Source organism: Hyphomicrobium sp. 1Nfss2.1, assembly GCF_965243865.1.
In the GTDB taxonomy this organism is placed as follows: domain Bacteria; phylum Pseudomonadota; class Alphaproteobacteria; order Rhizobiales; family Hyphomicrobiaceae; genus Hyphomicrobium_A.
The window spans coordinates 1983184-2000965 of record NZ_OZ251603.1; the positions used below are offsets into that span (position 1 = coordinate 1983184).

General features: G+C 62.6%; 15 protein-coding genes, 1 tRNA gene and 1 riboswitch. Of the genes, 11 read left to right on the forward strand and 5 right to left on the reverse strand.

Annotated elements, in window-relative coordinates:
• Window positions 1–146: 146 nt before the first annotated feature.
• Window positions 147–2444, reverse strand: a complete 2298-nt coding sequence (locus ACP15D_RS09730; protein WP_424957318.1) for an AsmA family protein — start codon at window positions 2442–2444, stop codon at window positions 147–149.
• Window positions 2445–2736: 292 nt separating this feature from the next.
• Here ACP15D_RS09730 and ACP15D_RS09735 point away from each other — a divergent pair, with 292 nt between their 5' ends.
• From ACP15D_RS09735 to ACP15D_RS09745, 3 genes are all read left to right on the forward strand, one after another.
• The gene (locus ACP15D_RS09735; protein WP_424957319.1) at window positions 2737–4044 is read left to right on the forward strand and encodes a polyhydroxyalkanoate depolymerase; all 1308 of its coding nucleotides are present in this window, start codon (window positions 2737–2739) and stop codon (window positions 4042–4044) included.
• A 19-nt stretch (window positions 4045–4063) separates the two neighbouring features.
• A complete protein-coding gene (locus ACP15D_RS09740) occupies window positions 4064–4405 on the forward strand; it encodes a hypothetical protein (protein ID WP_424957320.1) in 342 nt (113 codons plus the stop codon).
• A 97-nt stretch (window positions 4406–4502) separates the two neighbouring features.
• On the forward strand, window positions 4503–4877 hold the full coding sequence (locus ACP15D_RS09745; protein ID WP_424957321.1) for a c-type cytochrome: 375 nt from the start codon (window positions 4503–4505) through the stop codon (window positions 4875–4877).
• Window positions 4878–4985: 108 nt separating this feature from the next.
• Here the strand turns inward: ACP15D_RS09745 and pqqA are convergent, their stop codons facing one another.
• Window positions 4986–5075 carry a pyrroloquinoline quinone precursor peptide PqqA gene (gene pqqA / locus ACP15D_RS09750; protein ID WP_068459738.1) on the reverse strand — a complete coding sequence of 30 codons (90 nt, stop codon included), beginning with the start codon at window positions 5073–5075 and terminating at the stop codon, window positions 4986–4988.
• A gap of 140 nt (window positions 5076–5215) precedes the next feature.
• Entirely contained in the window at window positions 5216–8206 is a 2991-nt protein-coding gene (polA, locus tag ACP15D_RS09755; RefSeq protein ID WP_424957322.1) for a DNA polymerase I, read from the reverse strand.
• A 190-nt stretch (window positions 8207–8396) separates the two neighbouring features.
• Between polA and ACP15D_RS09760 the strand changes: the two genes are divergently transcribed.
• The 7 genes from ACP15D_RS09760 to arsH all read left to right on the forward strand — a co-directional run bounded on the left by ACP15D_RS09760 (window position 8397) and on the right by arsH (window position 13019).
• A tRNA-Arg gene (locus tag ACP15D_RS09760) sits at window positions 8397–8473 on the forward strand.
• Window positions 8474–8756: 283 nt separating this feature from the next.
• Window positions 8757–9764 (forward strand): sensor histidine kinase, encoded by a 1008-nt coding sequence (locus ACP15D_RS09765; protein ID WP_424957323.1) that lies wholly within the window; start codon window positions 8757–8759, stop codon window positions 9762–9764.
• A 130-nt stretch (window positions 9765–9894) separates the two neighbouring features.
• A complete protein-coding gene (locus ACP15D_RS09770) occupies window positions 9895–10242 on the forward strand; it encodes an ArsR/SmtB family transcription factor (RefSeq protein WP_424957324.1) in 348 nt (115 codons plus the stop codon).
• The gene (locus ACP15D_RS09775; protein WP_424957325.1) at window positions 10239–10760 is read left to right on the forward strand and encodes an arsenate reductase ArsC; all 522 of its coding nucleotides are present in this window, start codon (window positions 10239–10241) and stop codon (window positions 10758–10760) included. The genes ACP15D_RS09770 and ACP15D_RS09775 overlap by 4 nt, the downstream gene beginning before the upstream one ends.
• A gap of 41 nt (window positions 10761–10801) precedes the next feature.
• The gene (gene arsB, locus ACP15D_RS09780; protein WP_424959209.1) at window positions 10802–11863 is read left to right on the forward strand and encodes an ACR3 family arsenite efflux transporter; all 1062 of its coding nucleotides are present in this window, start codon (window positions 10802–10804) and stop codon (window positions 11861–11863) included.
• A 1-nt stretch (window position 11864) separates the two neighbouring features.
• Complete coding sequence (gene arsC, locus ACP15D_RS09785; RefSeq protein WP_424957326.1) at window positions 11865–12278, forward strand: arsenate reductase (glutaredoxin); 414 nt, start codon at window positions 11865–11867, stop codon at window positions 12276–12278.
• A gap of 3 nt (window positions 12279–12281) precedes the next feature.
• Entirely contained in the window at window positions 12282–13019 is a 738-nt protein-coding gene (arsH, locus tag ACP15D_RS09790) for an arsenical resistance protein ArsH (RefSeq protein WP_424957327.1), read from the forward strand.
• 20 nt (window positions 13020–13039) lie between these two features.
• On the opposite strand, the gene ACP15D_RS09795 is transcribed toward arsH, so the two are convergent.
• Window positions 13040–14212: an acyltransferase family protein gene (locus ACP15D_RS09795; protein WP_424957328.1), complete on the reverse strand. Its 1173-nt coding sequence runs from the start codon at window positions 14210–14212 to the stop codon at window positions 13040–13042.
• A gap of 189 nt (window positions 14213–14401) precedes the next feature.
• Complete coding sequence (locus tag ACP15D_RS09800; protein WP_424957329.1) at window positions 14402–15751, reverse strand: APC family permease; 1350 nt, start codon at window positions 15749–15751, stop codon at window positions 14402–14404.
• Between the two features lie 474 nt (window positions 15752–16225).
• On the opposite strand from ACP15D_RS09800, the gene ACP15D_RS09805 reads away from it, so the two are divergent.
• The gene (locus ACP15D_RS09805; RefSeq protein WP_424957330.1) at window positions 16226–17257 is read left to right on the forward strand and encodes a methylene-tetrahydromethanopterin dehydrogenase N-terminal domain-containing protein; all 1032 of its coding nucleotides are present in this window, start codon (window positions 16226–16228) and stop codon (window positions 17255–17257) included.
• A 186-nt stretch (window positions 17258–17443) separates the two neighbouring features.
• Window positions 17444–17668, forward strand: a riboswitch (cobalamin riboswitch).
• Window positions 17669–17782: the final 114 nt, after the last annotated feature.

The window sequence follows — 17782 nt, forward strand, 5'->3', positions numbered from 1 at the left end:
GGGTCATATGAGGCCAACCCCCCCCCTACGCAAGAAGAATTTTGCCCCTGCGGGCAAAATTTTTCGTCGCGCATCCGCGCAGCGGTTTTGCGAGGCCTCTCCGCAGGCTGCGACGAGTTGAACGCGCGCGCTCTCGCGCCGCGCTCTCACTTCTTCCCGAACAGTCCGTCGAGCAGCTTTTGCGCCTTCGAGGGCCCGCCGTCCTCGCTCTTTCCGAACAGATCTTTGACGACTTCGCCTGCGTTCTTTCCCTTCAGCTGCTTGCCGATCTGCTTCACCGCATCGACCGTGCCTTGGCTGTTCAGCGCGCCCGCGATATCGGGCTGGAACTTTGGCTGCTGCCACGAGCCGGTAATGTGCACCGGCACTTCGATGCCCGCAGCGTCCTTCTCGCCGCCATCGCCCTTGAGATTAGCGACGAGCTTGGGCTTCACGGTGTAGTCGAGCGAGCGCTGCGGCAGGTCGACGGAGCCCGTGCCCGTCGCATGCAGGTGCGGGCTGTCGAGCTTCAGGTCGCTGTTGCTGGCGATGCCATTGGCGATCGTAAAGCTGCCGGTCATCGACCGGAATGTGGTGCGCTTCGTGCGGTCGTAATTGAAATCCGGGATGCCGCCCTCCGACAGCTCATCAAGAGCACCGCCGAGATCGAAGCCCATCACCGCGCCGTTGTTGACCGCAACGCGCGAGGAACCATTGAGCGAGTTGACGATCGCAGCTTCGCTCGCCCCGCGCCCAGTCACCTTCCACGAAACGTCCGCCGTCCCATCGAGCCAGTCCACTTTGGCGGAATCCCGCAAGAGCCTGCCGGCATTAACACCTGTCAGCGAGATGTCTGAAGTGAACGCCGCCTCGCTCTGCGTCGCGTCCAGCGTCACCTGCCCTTTGCCGAGGCCGTTGTAGAGGCGCACCTCGGCTAGATCGATGCGTGCCACCTGATCTTTGAGGTCGACGGTCGCCCGCGCCGTATCGATCTTGGTGCGGCCATAGGTGATGTCGACGAGTTGCAGCCGGGCATCCGCATCGACGAGCCCGAGCGCCTTGATGTCGATCGGCTCCGAACTCCACGCGCCGTCGGCGCGCTGCGTATAGCCTTTGACCCGCGGCCCCGGCTGCTGCTGGTTCAGCAGGTCGTCGATCGACTGCGGCTCCTCCGCGGGCGCTGGCGCGTCGAGCGACAGCGGCGTCGGGGCCGGCACGGAGCGCCCCTGACCGGCGGCAGCGCGCAGGTCGGCACCGAGCGGCAGCGCCGCCACGTCGAGTCCGCTGATCCTGAGATCGGCCCCCACGTGCGGGCGCGCACCCTGCCGCTCCTCGAAACTCACGGCGCCGGCCGCCGCGGTGCGACCGGCCTTCAGGTCGATGTTCGTCAGCTGCACCGTACGGGCCGTCGCATTGAGCACGGCCGAGAACGACACCGCTCCGGCGCCGGCCTCGGGCGAGACCGGCGTGCCCCACCACTGCGCCAGCGCCGACAGTGAAGGCGCATCCGCCTTCAGCGTTCCCCCCGCCTGGTCCCCGCCTATTGTGCCGTCATAGCCGATGGACAGCGGCATGCCTGAAACATCGAGCACCAGCTTGGCCGAACGCCGCGCCGCAAGCTCTGCGGGCGTCGAAAGTGTGCTCTTGAATCTGAAGGTTTCGCCATCTGCGAGGAAATCGCCGCTGCCGACCAGCGGCTGATCGAGCCCCGGCAGCGCAAAGCGCGCGTTGATGCCGTCGAAGCGGCCCCACGCGCCATTGCGCTCGTCGTTGTAGCGCACCGCGCCGTTGATGATTGAAATGTCATCGAGCGACAGCGCCGCCAGCTCGCGTGGCGCCGCATGAGCCGATGGCGCGATCAGCTCTCGCGCACCGGCCACCCAGCCACCATTCTCGCGGGCGCCGGCAAAGCGAAATGGCATCTCCGCGCCAGCCATATCCCAGTTTCTGCGCCCATCGGCATCGACGCGCAGAGAGAACACTGGTTCGTTCAGCACCAGGCGGTCGACGACGATCTCCTGGCGCAGCAGCGGCATCAGCTTGACACCGACGTCGAAGCTCTCGGCCTTCACCAGCGGCGCTCCGCCCATGCCAGCAGGCGCGGACAGCGACACGCCGTTGAGCCTCAGCCCTAGTGACGGGAAGAACGTGAACGAGGCCGGCCCGGCAATCGTCAGATCGCGCCCTGTCTCGGCCTTCACCCGGGAGATGATTTCGCGCCGGATGAGATCGCTGGGCGGCGACATGACGAGCACGGTCGCACCGAACACGCCGAGCGCTAGCACCGCAACGCCGCCATACAGCAGCACCGAACCGAGCCACGACGAGCGCCGCGGCGGCGGCGCCGGCGGTCGTCGTTCGCCCTGAAACCCATGCGGCAGGTTGGCGCCGTAGCGCTGATCACCCAGCGTTTGGCGACGCGGCGGTGGCTGCGTTCCCCTGACCGGCGGCCTCGAGTTGTTCATGAAAGCCTCGGTTGGCTCCTGTTTTCGCCGATTGATGCCCGAAGCACCTCGGCGCGCGAACCTACAGCAAACGACGGAAAATGGCCGATTGTGGTGCACCGCCGAAGCCGCGACACCCGCTCACTTGCTTAATTTCTTGGCAACCATGCCGAATCGGTTGGCAATAAGTGTCCAGAAGGGAACAGTTTTGCGACCGAAACCCTATATTATCGCCTGTGGCTCTGACAGCCATGTGACGCTGACCACGCGCCGAGATGCGTAAAATGCTGCGGCGCAGCGGAGGGCACGAAGGATGCACTACTACGCCTACGAACTGGCTCACACGGTCCTCTCGCCGCTCCGCGTCGGCGTGAGCGGGCTGCGTAGCATCCTCGACATGCCCTTCAATCCCTTCGCCATGACTCCATACGGTCGACACCTCGCGGCCGCTTGCGAGTTCTTCGAAAACGTCACCCGCCGCTATGGTAAGCCCGACTTTGGCCTTAAGACGACACGCGTCGGCGGCGTCGAGGTCGACGTGCATGAGCGCATCGTCGCAGCGACGCCCTTCTGCAACCTCGTCCACTTCAAGCGCGACGAGAACGCGCTGACCGGCATCCGCCACGATCCCAAGGTGCTCATCGTCGCTCCCATGTCGGGCCATTACGCAACGCTTCTGCGCGGCACCGTCAAGGCGATGCTTCCGGACCACGAGGTCTACATCACCGATTGGTCCGATGCACGCGACATACCGCTCGCCATGGGTCGCTTCGACCTCGACGACTTTATCGACCACATCATCCAGTTCACGCGCGTGCTCGGGCCCGACACGCATGTCATGGGTGTTTGTCAGCCAACTGTCGCGGTACTCGCCGCAGTGGCGCACATGGCCTCCATCGACGATCCGTGCCAGCCGGCATCGATGATCCTCATGGGCGGCCCGATCGACACGCGCCGCAACCCCACCGCTGTCAACAAGCTTGCCGAGAGCCGCTCGCTCGCCTGGTTCGAGAACAACGTCATCTCTACCGTGCCGCTGCCGCACGCCGGCTTCATGCGCCCCGTCTATCCCGGCTTCATGCAGCTTACCGGCTTCATGACGATGAACCTCGAGCGCCACATGAATGCGCACGTCGACCTGTTCAAGAACCTCGTCAAAGGCGACTGCGACAGCGTCAAGCAGCACCAGGACTTCTATGACGAATATCTCGCCGTCATGGACCTCACGGCCGAGTTTTATCTGCAGACCGTCAAGACGGTGTTCCAGGATCACGCACTGCCGGAAGGCACGATGACCCACCGCGGCGTGCGCGTCGATTGCTCGGAGATTCGCGACACCGCCCTCATGACCATCGAGGGTGAGCGCGACGACATCACCGGCATCGGCCAGACGCAGGCAGCTCACGACCTGTGCTCCAACATTCCCGAAGATCTGAAGGTGCACTACATGCAGGAAGGCGTCGGCCACTACGGCGTCTTCAACGGCACGCGCTGGCGCACCGAGATTCAGCCGCGCATTCGCGAATTCATTCGCGCTGTCGAATACGAGCGCGGCGATCTCCCGAACGGACGCACCGCGCGCCGCATGCATCACCCGGCCGTCGCCGTCTCGCCGGTCTGACGATCACCTGGACGAGACTATGATCGGCCGAGCAGCAATCGCCGGAATAATGGCGTCGATCTTCGCCAGCCCGGCGACTGCCGAGGTCTGGATGGTCAAAAGCCCCAACGTCATCGCCTGCCAGCACAGCCAGACGCTGATCGACCTCGATGCTGCGCCCGCCTCTCATCCCAAATCCGCAGGCATGCCAGCCGGCTGCATCACCCTCTACTCCGGCGAACGGCTGTTGGAGCAGCCCCGGCTCGCACAAGGCTTCAGCAAGTATCTGAAGGTGGAGCGCGAGGATGGCGCGATCTGGTTTGTGCGCAACGCCGACGTTGTTTCCGATCCCGGCATCGGCAGCGTCGACGCAGATCGTTGAGCACCTCTAAAACAAGTACCCGTCAGTTGAGCCCATGGCTTAGGGCGCGGTTAGCGCCTCTCTGGCAGTCTCCCCACCATAACGGAGGAGACGCCTGATGGGACGTCCGCTGATTGCCCTGATCCTGACCACCCTGCTCGTGCCAGTGGCCGCACACGCGGAAGATCTTGAGATCGCCTTCAACGATCACTGCCGAGAATGCCATTCGTTCGTGAAGGACGACAATCGCATCGGTCCCTCGCTCTATGGCGTCGTCGGCCGCAAGGCGGGAACCGAGCCGGGCTTCAGCTACAGCATGTCGATGAAGGATTCCGGCATCACCTGGACGCCGACCGTGCTCGATCAATGGATCGCCAATCCAGGAGCCGTCGTCCCCGGCAACGCGATGAGCCCCCCCTTCAACGGCATTTCCGATCCGGAAACGCGCAAGCGCATCATCGCTTTCCTATCATCGATCTCCCCGCAGCACTGACCTTCAATCGACGTACGGAGCTACCTACTTACCGTTCGTGTCGCGCCCAAACAAAAAACGGCGGCCCAGTCGGACCGCCGTCGCCGTTCCTCCAGTGCAGAAATCGACTTAGATGATGTCGATCTCGGCCGGCATGTAGGACGTGACCTCGAGGCCAACTTCCTGCTCGCGAACGGCCGGCTTGCTCCAAACCTTCATCTTGCTTCCTCCTCAAGGGCCCGACGAACTATTCATCAGGCCTGTGCTGAGTATCTAGGCAACCGCGTCGATACGCGCCAATCGCGTTTTCTTGTGCCAGATATAAGCCGGCCTGATACGGTTATAATGTTGCGTCGGCTCTAGTGCGCTGCTTCCCAGTTATCAGCGGCTTTTGCGTCGACATGGATCGGCACCTTGAGCTTCACCACCGGCAGCGCAGCGCCTTCCATCACCCTCTTCACGATTGCGAGAGCGCTCGGCACCTCGGCTTCCGCAACTTCGAACACGAGCTCGTCGTGCACCTGCAAGAGCATCCGCGTCGACCGTAGCCCGGCCTCTGCCAGTGCCTCCGGCATGCGGATCATCGCACGGCGAATGATGTCGGCAGCCGAGCCCTGGATCGGCGCATTGATCGCCGCGCGCTCTAAGAACCCGCGCATCGACGGATTGCGCGTGTTGATTTCGGGGTAATGAATGCGCCGCCCGAAGATCGTCTCCACGAAGCCGCGTTCATGCGCCACGCGCTTGGTCTCGTCCATGTACGCGCGAATGCCCGGAAAGCGCTCGAAATAGGTGGCGATGTAGGCCGCCGCCTCGTCGCGCGCGATACCGAGTTGATTGGCCAGCCCGAACGCCGAGATGCCGTAGATAATGCCGAAGTTGATCGCCTTCGCGCGCCGCCGCACCTCGCTCGGCATCCCCTCGACCGGAACACCGAACATCTCCGATGCCGTCATGGCGTGAATGTCGAGCCCGTCGTCGAACGCTTTCTTGAGCTGCGGAATATCGGCGATGTGTGCAAGCACGCGCAATTCGATCTGGCTGTAGTCCGCCGAGATCAGCTTCTTGCCCGGCTCGGCAATGAACGCCGTGCGGATCTCGCGCCCTTCCTTCGTGCGGATCGGGATGTTCTGCAGGTTCGGCTCCGACGAGGCGAGCCGCCCTGTCGTCGTCGCGCCGAGAGCATAGCTCGTATGAATGCGTCCCGTGCCGCCGTGCACGTAGCTGGGCAGCGCATCCGTATAGGTCGAGCGCAGCTTTGTGAGCTGCCGCCATTCCAGCATCGTGTTGATCAGCCGGCGCGCGTCTTCGGGCAAATCTTCGTTGGCAGCGAGATCGTCGAGCAGCCCCGCACGCGTCTCCCACTGTCCGCTCTTGGTCCGCTTGCCGCCCGGAAGCTGCAGCCGGTCGAACAGCAGTTCGCCGAGCTGCCGCGGCGACCCCAGGTTGAACTTGTGCCCGACGAGCCCGTTCACCTCTTCTTCAAGCCGCGCCACGCCCTGCGCGAACGTCGAGGACAACCGCGAGAGAATACCGCCATCGACGCGGATTCCCGCCCGCTCCATCTCCGCGATCACTGGAATGAGCGGCCGCTCCAACGTTTCATAGACGGTTACAACGCGCTCGGCCGCCAGCCGCGGCTTCAGCAGCATCCACAGCCGCAACGTGACGTCGGCGTCCTCGGCCGCATACTCCGTAGCCTTGTCGAGCGGCGCTTGCGCGAACGTGCGCTCCGACTTTTTCTTCCCCGGCACATGCGCGATCACCTGATCGAAGGTGATGCACGTATGCCCCAGGTGCTTCATGGCCAGATCGTCCATGCCGTGCGAGCCGCGCCCCACATCCAGCGCGTACGACATCAGCATCGTGTCATCGACCGGCGCAACATTGATCCCGTGCTGCGCCAGCACATTGAGGTCGAACTTGATGTTCTGCCCGATCTTCAGGATCGAAGGATCCTCCAGCAGTGGCTTCAGCAGCCCCAGCGCATCGACCACTGGAATCTGCTGGATGCCGTCATGACTGCCGAAGTCGAACGCATCCGACGCCGCGCGATGGCTGAGCGGCACGTAGCACGCTTCACCCGGCGCTACCGCCATCGAGAAACCGACGAGCTCCGCCACCATCGGATCGAGCGACGTCGTCTCGGTGTCGAATGCGACATGCCCGGCGTCGTACGCTTTGCCGATCCACGCTTCGAGCCGCTCCCGCGTCGTCACGGTTTCGTACTTCGAGCGATCGAATGGCGCCCGCGCCCGCCGCGCAACCTCTGCCGCGCCCACCGCCGGCGATTCAGCCACCGCCTCCCCGCTGGCTGCGGCCACCGGCCCGGCGCTCGCCTTGCCTCCCTTCGTCGGCACAGTCGAGCCGACCGACACGGCAACCGGCGCCGGCGCCTCGACGCCCAGCGCCTCGGCGATGCGCCGCGTCAGCGTGTTGAACTCCATCAGCTGCAAGAAACCGAGCAGCGCTTCGGGCTCCGGGTCGTGCACGCCCAGCGCATCGGCGCCGATCAGTCCCGGCACATCCTGTTTCAATCGCACCAGCTCGCGCGAGACACGCGCCTGGTCCGCAAACTCGATCAGCTTCTCGCGCCGCTTCGGCTGCTTGATCTCGCCTGCGCGCTCCAGCAGGGAATCGAGGTCGCCATATTCGTTGATCAGCTCCGCCGCCGTCTTGATGCCGATCCCCGGCACCCCCGGCACGTTGTCCGTCGAATCGCCGGCCAGCGACTGCACGTCGACGACCTTTTCCGGCGGCACACCGAACTTCTCCATCACCTCTTCGCGGCCGAGCTTCTTCGCCTTCATGGCGTCGAACATCACGACGCCCGGCTGCACCAGCTGCATCAGGTCTTTGTCGGAGGAAACGATCGTCACATCGCCGCCCGCCGCGACGACTTCTCGCGTGTACGTGGCGATCAGATCGTCGGCCTCGTAGCCTTCCAGTTCCAGGCACGCGACATTGAAGGCCTTCACCGCATCGCGGATGAGCGGAAACTGCGGTATCAGCTCATCCGGCGGCGGCGGCCGGTTCGCCTTGTATTGGTCATAGATCGCGTTGCGATAGTTCTCGCGCGAGGCATCGAAGATCACCGCAAGATGCGTCGGCGCCTCAGAGGCCTTGGTCTCGCGCAGCAGCTTCCATAGCATCGCGCAGAATCCGTGCACCGCCCCGACTGGCAGCCCATCCGAGGGGCGCGTCAGTGGCGGCAAGGCATGGAAGGCGCGGAAGATGTAGCCCGATCCGTCGATCAGATAGACATGGCTGCCCTTGATGATGGGCGTCGCCTCTCCATCGGGCACGGTCGACGTCGAAGCCGTTTTGGCTTTGCTCTTGGTATCGCTCATAGATTGGGTTCTGGGTCCTGCCTGAAGCCGGACTATAGGGGCTCGGGACCGGCCGGTCAGCACGCCGGCATCAGTCATATGGGGATTGAGACACCAGGATAAAGCGCTTCCGCGCGGGCCCGGGCATCGCCGCGATACCTCGCGCCGCATTTGCCCGAAGCGGATGAATAGGCTATCTAGGCGCCCTCAAGCACCCGTAGCTCAGCTGGATAGAGCGCTGCCCTCCGAAGGCAGAGGCCAGGGGTTCGAATCCCTTCGGGTGCGCCAACCGGCCTTTGGGCCGGAGCGTTCAGCGAACGGCGCCTGAGGCGTGTCGCGAGATCGAGCCCCCAGTCGAACATCCCCTAGTGCAGGCGCATGTCCGCTGCTCAGCGCGCCCACCCGGACCAGCAGTCTATCGTCTCAAGTTAGCTGGAATTTTAGCAGGCTCTCGGCACTCCGCGAGGAGCTACAGTCCTACGCGAAAGTAATATAGAGGTGATGCGGTCTTCCTTTGTTGGAGCCGCCCTGCGACATGCCGAGGTTTCGATTTGCACCGTCCGGGATTGGGATGGCCCAGCGCGTCCGCGAGTTCGAGTGGGGCTCGACCGCTCTGGGAGACGTCGATTCCTGGCCGCCAGAACTGAAGGCGGCCGTTGGGTATCTGCTCGAGTGCAAGTTCCCGAGCGCGATCGTCTGGGGCCCCGCCCTGACGACAATTTACAATGACTCCTTTCTGTCCATCCTCGGCGAAAAGAAAAATACACTCGGCAAATCGTTCGCCGACATCTGGCAGGAGGCTTGGCCGGAAATCAGCTTGATGGTCGAGCAGGCGTATTCGGGGGAAGCAGTCTTCGTCGAGAATTTCCCTCTCGTAATTGATCGCCATGATCGGCCGGAACAAGCCTACTTCACGTTCTGCTATTCGCCATTGCGCATGGCGGACGGTTCGATTGGCGGGATGATGGATACCGTCGTCGAGACCACCGAGACGATGAACGCTCGTGCACATAGCGAGCGGCTTAGCGAGGAACTCACCCACCGGCTGAAGAACACCATTGCAGTTGTTCAATCCATCGCCCGGCAGACACTGAGATCTGCGATCGATCGAGAATTGATGGACGCATTCGAAAACCGACTTAGCGCCCTCAGTGTGGCACACGATGCCTTGACGAAAGAGGGCTGGGTCAACGCCTCCGTGAAATCGATTGCCGAAGCGGCCCTCTCTCTCATCTCAGACCGTAAGCAGATTGATCTCGAAGCCTGTGATGTCGAAGTAGGACCCAAGGCGGCGCTGACCTTGTCCCTCTTGCTGCATGAGCTGGCGACGAACGCCGACAAGTACGGAGCGCTATCGAACGATGCTGGCCGCGTGCGTGTCCGCTTCGAAGTTCGCGATGGCTCGCTTGTATTGAACTGGGAAGAACATGGCGGACCACCTGTCGAACAGCCGACGCGCCGCGGGTTTGGCTCGCGCATCATAAACTTGGGCTTGGGTGGAAAGGTCGATTACGAATTTCGCCCTTCAGGGCTCGTGCTCCAAGCGGAGGCCCCGTTGTCAGAACTTCAACGGCCCTGATCTCCCGCTGCGCCTCGCACACCGTTCTCTTTGCCTAACGCGCCCTCGCGGACCATCGACCTGCCACGCTGGCGGCCATCAACTTTACTGTTGAATAATTCAACAATCCTTGTATTCATGACCTATGAACATGAAGCAAGCCGTCACATCGCTGTCAGCGCTCGCCCACGAGCAACGCCTTGATATTTTCCGCCGCCTCGTACGTCAGGGCCCGAACGGGCTTGCAGCCTACGAGATCGCGGAAGCCATCGGCGCGACGCCGACAGCAACCTCGTTCCACCTGAAGGAGTTGGATCGCTCCGGTCTGCTCCACGCCAGTCGGCACGGCCGATACGTGCGCTATGCGGTCAACGTCGAAGGCATGCGCAAGCTGCTCGAATATCTGACCGAGGACTGTTGTCAGGGTCACCCCGAGCTGTGCGGCACGACATTCAAAAAATCAAAGTCACTCTGTTCGAGTAAGGGAGGCAAATCATGACCCAGCAACCGCTCAATGTGCTATTTCTCTGCACGCACAATTCCGCCCGATCCATCATTGCTGAAGTGGTGATGAACCGGTTGGGAGCCGGAAAGTTCAAGGCATACAGCGCCGGCAGCCAGCCATGCGGACGCGTCCACCCTTACGCCGTCGAGCTGCTGCAGAAGCTCGGATACGACACTTCGGGCTTACGCTCCAAATCCTGGGAAGAGTTCAGCGCCCCCGGCGCGCCGCAGCTCGATTTCGTATTCACCGTCTGTGACAACGCTGCCAACGAGACGTGTCCCTTCTGGCCCGGCCAACCCGTCAGCGCGCATTGGGGCCTACCCGATCCATCCGCGGCAGAAGGTACGGAAACAGAAAAGCGCCTCGCGTTCGCCGATACGCACAGAATGCTCTATCAACGCATCGGCATTTTCGTGAACCTGCCGTTGCAGTCTCTCGACAAGCTCTCGCTACAGCAGCGCCTCGACGACATCGGTCGCGTGCAGATCGCGACCGAGACGGAGAAGGCGTAATGACCTCGGTGGCTTCTCGTGTTCCGCAGGACAAGCCTGCCATGTCGACGTTTGAGCGCTATCTCACCGTCTGGGTGGCGCTCTGCATTGTTCTGGGCATTGCGCTCGGGCACTTCTTTCCGGCCTTCTTCCAAGCTGTCGGATCGGCCGAGATTGCCAGGGTCAACCTGCCGGTAGCCGTCCTCATCTGGCTGATGATCATGCCCATGTTGGCGAAGATCGACTTCGCCGCGCTCGGCAAAGTGCGCGAGCATTGGCGCGGCATTGGCGTAACGCTCTTCATCAACTGGGCGATCAAGCCATTTTCCATGGCGCTGCTCGGCTGGCTGTTCATCGGCTGGCTGTTCCGCCCCTATCTGCCAGCCGATCAGATCGACAGCTACATCGCGGGGCTAATTCTCCTCGCTGCCGCACCATGCACGGCCATGGTCTTCGTGTGGAGCAACCTCTCCAACGGCGAGCCGCACTTCACGCTCAGCCAGGTGGCGCTCAATGACGTGATCATGGTGTTCGCCTTCGCGCCGCTCGTCGGTCTGCTACTCGGGTTGTCAGCCATCACCGTCCCCTGGGAGACGCTGGTGCTATCGGTATTGCTCTACATCGTAGTGCCGGTGATCGTCGCCCAGCTCATCCGCCGCGGCGTGCTTTCGGCCGGCGGCGAGCCAGCACTCGACAACATCCTCGGGCGGCTGCAGCCCCTGTCACTCCTGGCGCTGCTGACGACGCTGACCTTGCTCTTCGGCTTCCAGGGCGAGCAGATCCTCAATCAGCCGCTCATCATCGCCATGCTGGCGGTGCCGATCCTGATCCAGGTCTATTTCAACTCCGGGCTGGCCTACCTGCTCAACCGGGCGGCGGGCGAAGCGCATTGCGTCGCCGCGCCATCGGCGCTTATCGGTGCCAGCAACTTCTTCGAACTGGCCGTCGCGGCCGCGATCAGCCTGTTTGGATTCCACTCAGGAGCCGCCCTCGCCACGGTCGTTGGAGTTCTGATCGAGGTCCCGGTAATGCTGTCGGTGGTCAAAATCGTAAACGCATCGCGTAACTGGTACGAGGCAGGCGGTGCCGTGCGCGGACGAGCCCAAGCAAAGGTGCGTGTCTAGAATGGCGATTACGATCTACCACAACCCTGCCTGTGGCACCTCGCGCAACACGCTGGCCATGATCCGTCAGAGCGGCGAGGAACCGCATGTCATTGAATACCTGAAGAACCCTCCATCGCGTGATGAACTGGTCAAGCTTCTTGCCGCGATGGGGGATCGACCGCGGGCTCTCCTGCGCGAGAAAGGCACACCCTACGGCGAGCTCGGCCTCGCGGACGACAAGTGGAGCGATGATGAGCTGATCGACTTCATGATGCAGCACCCGATCCTCATCAATCGTCCCATTGTCGTGACGCCGCTTGGTGTGCGGCTGTGTCGCCCGTCGGAGGTGGTGCTCGACATTCTGCCCAACGCCGACATAGGACTATTCACAAAGGAGGATGGCGAGGTCGTCCCGGCGAGAGGAAGCAAATAGTCGATGAGCAAAGATCCCGCCGACGGCATCAACGATCTGCCTAACGTCGTTGATGCAGAATTTCGCATGCCGCACGCAGGTCCGCGTGAACCCGTTTCGACCCATAAGCCGCGCATTCTGCTGCTCTACGGATCGCTGCGCGCCCGCTCATACAGCCGCTTTCTCACGCTGGAAGCCGAGCGCCTGTTGCAGGCGATGGGCGCCGAGACCAGGATCTTCGACCCGAGCGGCCTGCCCTTGCCAGACGATGCCCCTGAGGATCATCCCAAGGTGAAAGAACTGCGCAGCCTAGCCAACTGGTCCGAGGGGCAGGTCTGGTGCTCGCCTGAACGCCACGGCGCCATGACCGCGATCATGAAGGCACAGATCGATTGGATCCCGCTCAATTCCGGCGCCGTCCGCCCAACCCAGGGCAAGACCCTGGCCGTCATGCAGGTGAGCGGCGGCTCTCAGTCTTTCAACGCCGTAAACCAGCTTCGCGTGCTCGGGCGCTGGATGCGCATGCTCACTATCCCCAACCAGTCATCCGTGGCGAAAGCGTTCCAGGAGTTCGACGAAGCCGGCCGCATGAAGCCGTCCTCCTACTACGACCGCGTCGTCGACGTGATGGAAGAGCTGATGAAATTCACGCTTCTGACGCGCGATGTCTCGCCCTATCTCACCGACCGCTACAGCGAGCGCGTCGAGACCGCAGAAGAGCTGTCCAAACGAGTCAACCTGCCCAAAGCCGCTGGCTCATAGGCAGCCCCACATTAGCGCCGCTACGACGCCGACACCGCTTGGTGTGTCATGGCGTTTGCGTCGACTGCATCCGCATGGCCTCGCGGTTGGACTATTCGATCCGCTAGCGATTTTCCATACCGCCGCAACGGAACTTCAACTATCCGATAGCTCAGTTCTGCAGCGACGCCCACGAGAGCAAGACCGGTGACGATGCCCACGGCGCGCTCACCCAAATGAGCATGTCCAGCCCAACCCACCGCCTCGTAGCCCATCCGGTTCAAGTGAAACATCGGCATGTGCACGAGGTAGAGCGCGAATGAGCGCGACGCCGTCCACATCGTGGCGCTATGCACGAACCCCGAGCCCACGAGGAAACCAGCGTCATAGGATGCGAGCAGCACAAGCCCGCCGCATAGCAGAGCGATGATCCCGGTGTAGTGCGCGATGGGTGCCATTGGCCCCGGCAACAGCGCCAAGCCAGCCACAGCCACGACGACCGCAATTCGCCTCATTGAAACGTTGCGCACCACGATCGGCCGCAGTCTTTCGTACGTCTGGCTCCCCGTGAAGAGGTACGCGGCGATCCCGAGTAGGATGGCATCCGAGCGCAGGTCCCATAAAAGGTCGCCCGGGCCGCGTGCGATGCTCATCTGGACTGCAGCAAGAGCGATCACGACCGGCCCCAGCTTTCGTCCTGCGAGCAGCACGACAAACGGCATCAAGATATAGAACTGCTCCTCGAGCGATAAGCTCCAGTAGACTGGATTCGCCCCTCCCGACGCCCAGCCGTTTAGCTGGAACCAGTGGCGAATGTTGGCGACCTGCAGAACTGCCGTCCCCGCGTCGAGCCACGTCGCCCGCAAATCTGCGAATGAGGGCCCAAAGGCGAATGCGAGAAGAAGAGTGAGTGCCAGCCACACCCACGCCAGCGGCAGGATACGAAAGATTCGCCGCACCCAGAATGCCTGGCACGCGGTCCAAGCGTCGGCGAGCGACGCCGACGATTTAAGCTGCCCGAGAAACGACCGCGCGATCACAAAGCCTGACACGGCGAGGAACAGATCAACACCCGCCCAGAAGGTCGCGTGGCGCATGATCCAGCCATAAACCTTGTCAGGCCCGATGAGCAGCGCATGACCATGATGCAACAACGTAAAACCAATGGCGATGGCGCGCAGCACCTCGATATCGCCAATCTTGCGACCGCTCAAACTTGCCCCCCAGAGCCCGAGCAACGAGGCTCCCCCACGACAACGGGGCGGGATAAATGCACTGCAGAGGAATGCGCGCTAACGCTCGCAAGTTGAATTCCGCAAGAAGTTGTGTGTCTTTCAACTTCCGCTTTGGAGAAGCTCCCCGGCGCGAGATTTGCCTTGCGCGATACAGCAAGACCACAAGGGCTACGGCAGCTTGATCTTCCGGCCGGTCATCTGTCGATAGACGGCTTCTACGACGAACGACCCTGCCCCGATGCCCACCAGTGCCACGAGCGCCGCCGGTTGCTGCTGATACGTGTAATAGCCGAGAATCCCGAACATCACGAGGCAGGTCAGCATCGATAGCCACACGATGACGGAATTGGCGCCCGTCTCCTTCAGCAGCCGCAGATGACCGCCGTTGACGGCAGCGTAGAGCAAAAGAAACGCCGCGCTGCCCATCATGGCGATGCCCGACAGGTCGAAGCACAGCATGACGACGAGCACGAGCCCTGCGGTTAGCAACAGGCCACCCGTCGCTTGCCGCCACTCGATCTGCGCTAAGCGCGCCGGCAGCTCACCGTCGCGCGCGATCATGTAGCAGACGTTCGCCGAGCCGAAGAGCGTCGCGTTGATTGCCGACGCGGTCGAGAACAGCGCCGCAATGGCGATGAGGTGGAACCCGATCTCGCCGAGGAACGGCTTCGCCGCCGCGGCCAGAGCGTAGTCCTTCGTGCGCTCGATTTCAGCGTTCGAAAGGTTGCCGGTGACCGTCACAGCTACAGCGAGATAGAGCAGGATGACGAGGATCACCGCCGTATAAAGCGCGCGCGGCAGCATCTTCTTCGGATTGCGCATGTCGGCGGCGGTATTCGTGATGAGGCCAAAGCCCTCATAACCGATGAACAGAACGCCCGCGCCGAACAGCACCGACTCCGCGCCTGGCCAGAGCGTCGGCGAGAGATTGCCAGGCTTCACGAAATAGAGTCCGACGACGGCGAAGATGACGAGGATCGTCAGCTTGATGGCGACGATGATCGTCTCGCCGCGCCCCATCACCTTCGCACCAAGCGCATTGACGAACGTGACGACCAGCACCGCACCGATCGCCAGCGACTTCAACAGCAGCGTCGACGGTGTGTCAGTGATGAACGTAGCCGCGTAGCTGCCGAACGCCGTTGCGTAGAGCGCGAGCGAAATGATGTAGCCGGCCCACATGAAGATGTTGAGACCGCCGGTGAACACGCTGTCCCCATATCCCTTGACGAGGAAGCTCACAGCACCGCCCGCTGAAGGATACTTCGCCCCAAGCTTTGCATACGAGTAGGTAGATAGCAGCGCGACCACGCCACCGATGGCGAACGCGAGCCACATCGCATTGCCCGCAGCCTGCGCGACCACGCCGAGAATGGAGAAGATCCCCGCCCCTACCATGCCGCCGATACCGATCGACACCGCGGCCGTCATGCCGATCTGGCCGGCACTGGATCGAGCCGCTGCCGCCTTGGCTTCAGCCGGGCTGGCGGCAGATGGGAAACTCAGAGGAAGGGCCATGGCTGCTCCCGACAGCAACGAGGAAGGAAAGGGCAGCCTACGCATCAGTTCTCTCGTTAAGGTGAAAATGCCGCGGACTATGCGACCGAACTGCAGAACCAAGCGTCGTCCGATGGCACTGCGCCGGAGACTGGCACACGGACGCTGTCCAAAACGAACAGTCCGTTATTAGAGCATCAAGGCTGTGGCGCATCACTGGCCCGGTCGAGCGACTGCGCGCTTCCGACTTTGCCGTTGTTTAACTGCAGGCGCCGCTAACTCACACCAGCTTGGGGCCGATCCGGAAAGTCATTCCTTTCCGCGCGCATGAAGCCGACGATCGGCCCAGTCGCTTCGCCGCGACATGCAAATCCTGAAACAGCTGGAGCTCTCGCGAGCTGACTGGTTGCACATCCACGCAACTGCGTCTCGCCAGGCCCCATCCCCATCTGCCGGCCCCTTCGCCGGTCATGCATGTCGCCTGTGGAGTATCTGATGCGTATGGACGATCAAGCCAATCTGGTCTCGGAAGCGGACGCAATCGAAGTGAAGGCGTTCGACGATGTCGCTCAGTCGACGCCGGCCGCCGCCAAGAAGCCACGCAAAGCCCGCAGCCGGGCGACGCCGATCCTCCATTTCCTATCGACGCAGGAATTCGCCAGCCCCTTCGACGTGAACATGGCCGTCGATGCCGGTTTCAAGGTCGTCGTCCCGCACACCAATGCCCGCCTCGAGCACACCACCGGCCTCGTCCAAGATGCGATCTTCTCGCGCCCCGTCGAATACGGCGCCAAAACTGGCCTCTTCATCGGCGGCAAGGACGCGCTGCTCGCGCTCGATATGCTGGCTGCCGCGCATGCCGCGCTCGTCCCGCCCTTCCGCTTGTCCGCCTTCGCAGACCCAGGCGGTTCGTTCACGACAGCGGCAGCCATGGTCGCGCTGGTCGAGGACGTCTACCACACCCACGCCGGCCGCACGCTGAAGCACGCCAATCTTACCGTGTTTGGCGCCACCGGCGTCGTCGGCTTTGCCGCGTCGATCATCGCCGCGCAATGCGGCGCGCGCGTCACCATGGCTTCGCACATCGGCGAGGACGCGCTGAAGCCCTTCGTCGAGGCTGGGCGCGAACGATTTGGCGTGGAGCTCCACCCCATAGCAGCGGCACGCGACTGCGATAAAGCCAAGCTCGTCGCGCAGTCGGACATCGTTCTGTGCGCTGCTGCCGCCGGCATCCGCGTTCTCTCCAGCGAGCAGCTTGCAAAGTCTCGCCGTCTGGCTGTGGTCGCCGACGTCAATGCGGTGCCCCCGTCAGGCATCGAAGGCGTCGACCTGTTCGACAACGGCCGTCTTCTCGACGGCACGAGCATCGCCTCGGTCGGTCCGCTCGCCATCGGCGACATCAAATACAAGACACAGGCCGCAATGTTCCGCAGCATGCTGAATTCGCGCGAAGCCCTCATGCTCGACTTCACGCACGCGTTCGGCACGGCCCGCCGCCTCGTCAAAGCCCGTCCGGCGAACGCCTGACGATCACACGAGAAATCCGCCCCTGTCCGTGTGCGGCCATCGCATCACCGCACACGGATCGTCGGCACTCGGCGTCCAAACCTTCCCATGACAAACTGCGACATATGGTGTGTTGCAGCTGTGCACCGAACGGGCGACCGCACCGGCGGCCGCACACTTTCGCTTGACTCTTAGCCCGTGTTCCGGCGCTTTATCCCTCGCGACGGTTTCGCTGCGTGCCTCGGTGCTCAGCGATGAAAATGGGAACTCGGTGTGATGCCGTCAGGTATCGAAGCCGAGGCTGCTCCCGCAACTGTAAGCGGCAAGTTTCTCCCGAATATGCCACTGGCAGCCCGCGTTGGGCCGCCGGGAAGGTCGGAGAGAGACGCTTGAGCCGCGAGCCAGGAGACCTGCCGCCGCAAGTCGCCCATTCGCCATGCGGGATGCTTGGCGGAGCGGAAACCCGTAGCGGCGACTGATGTGCAACCCAAGGGGGAGCTACGTCAGGCATGTCTTTCTACGGTGTCTATTCCCGACACTAATCGA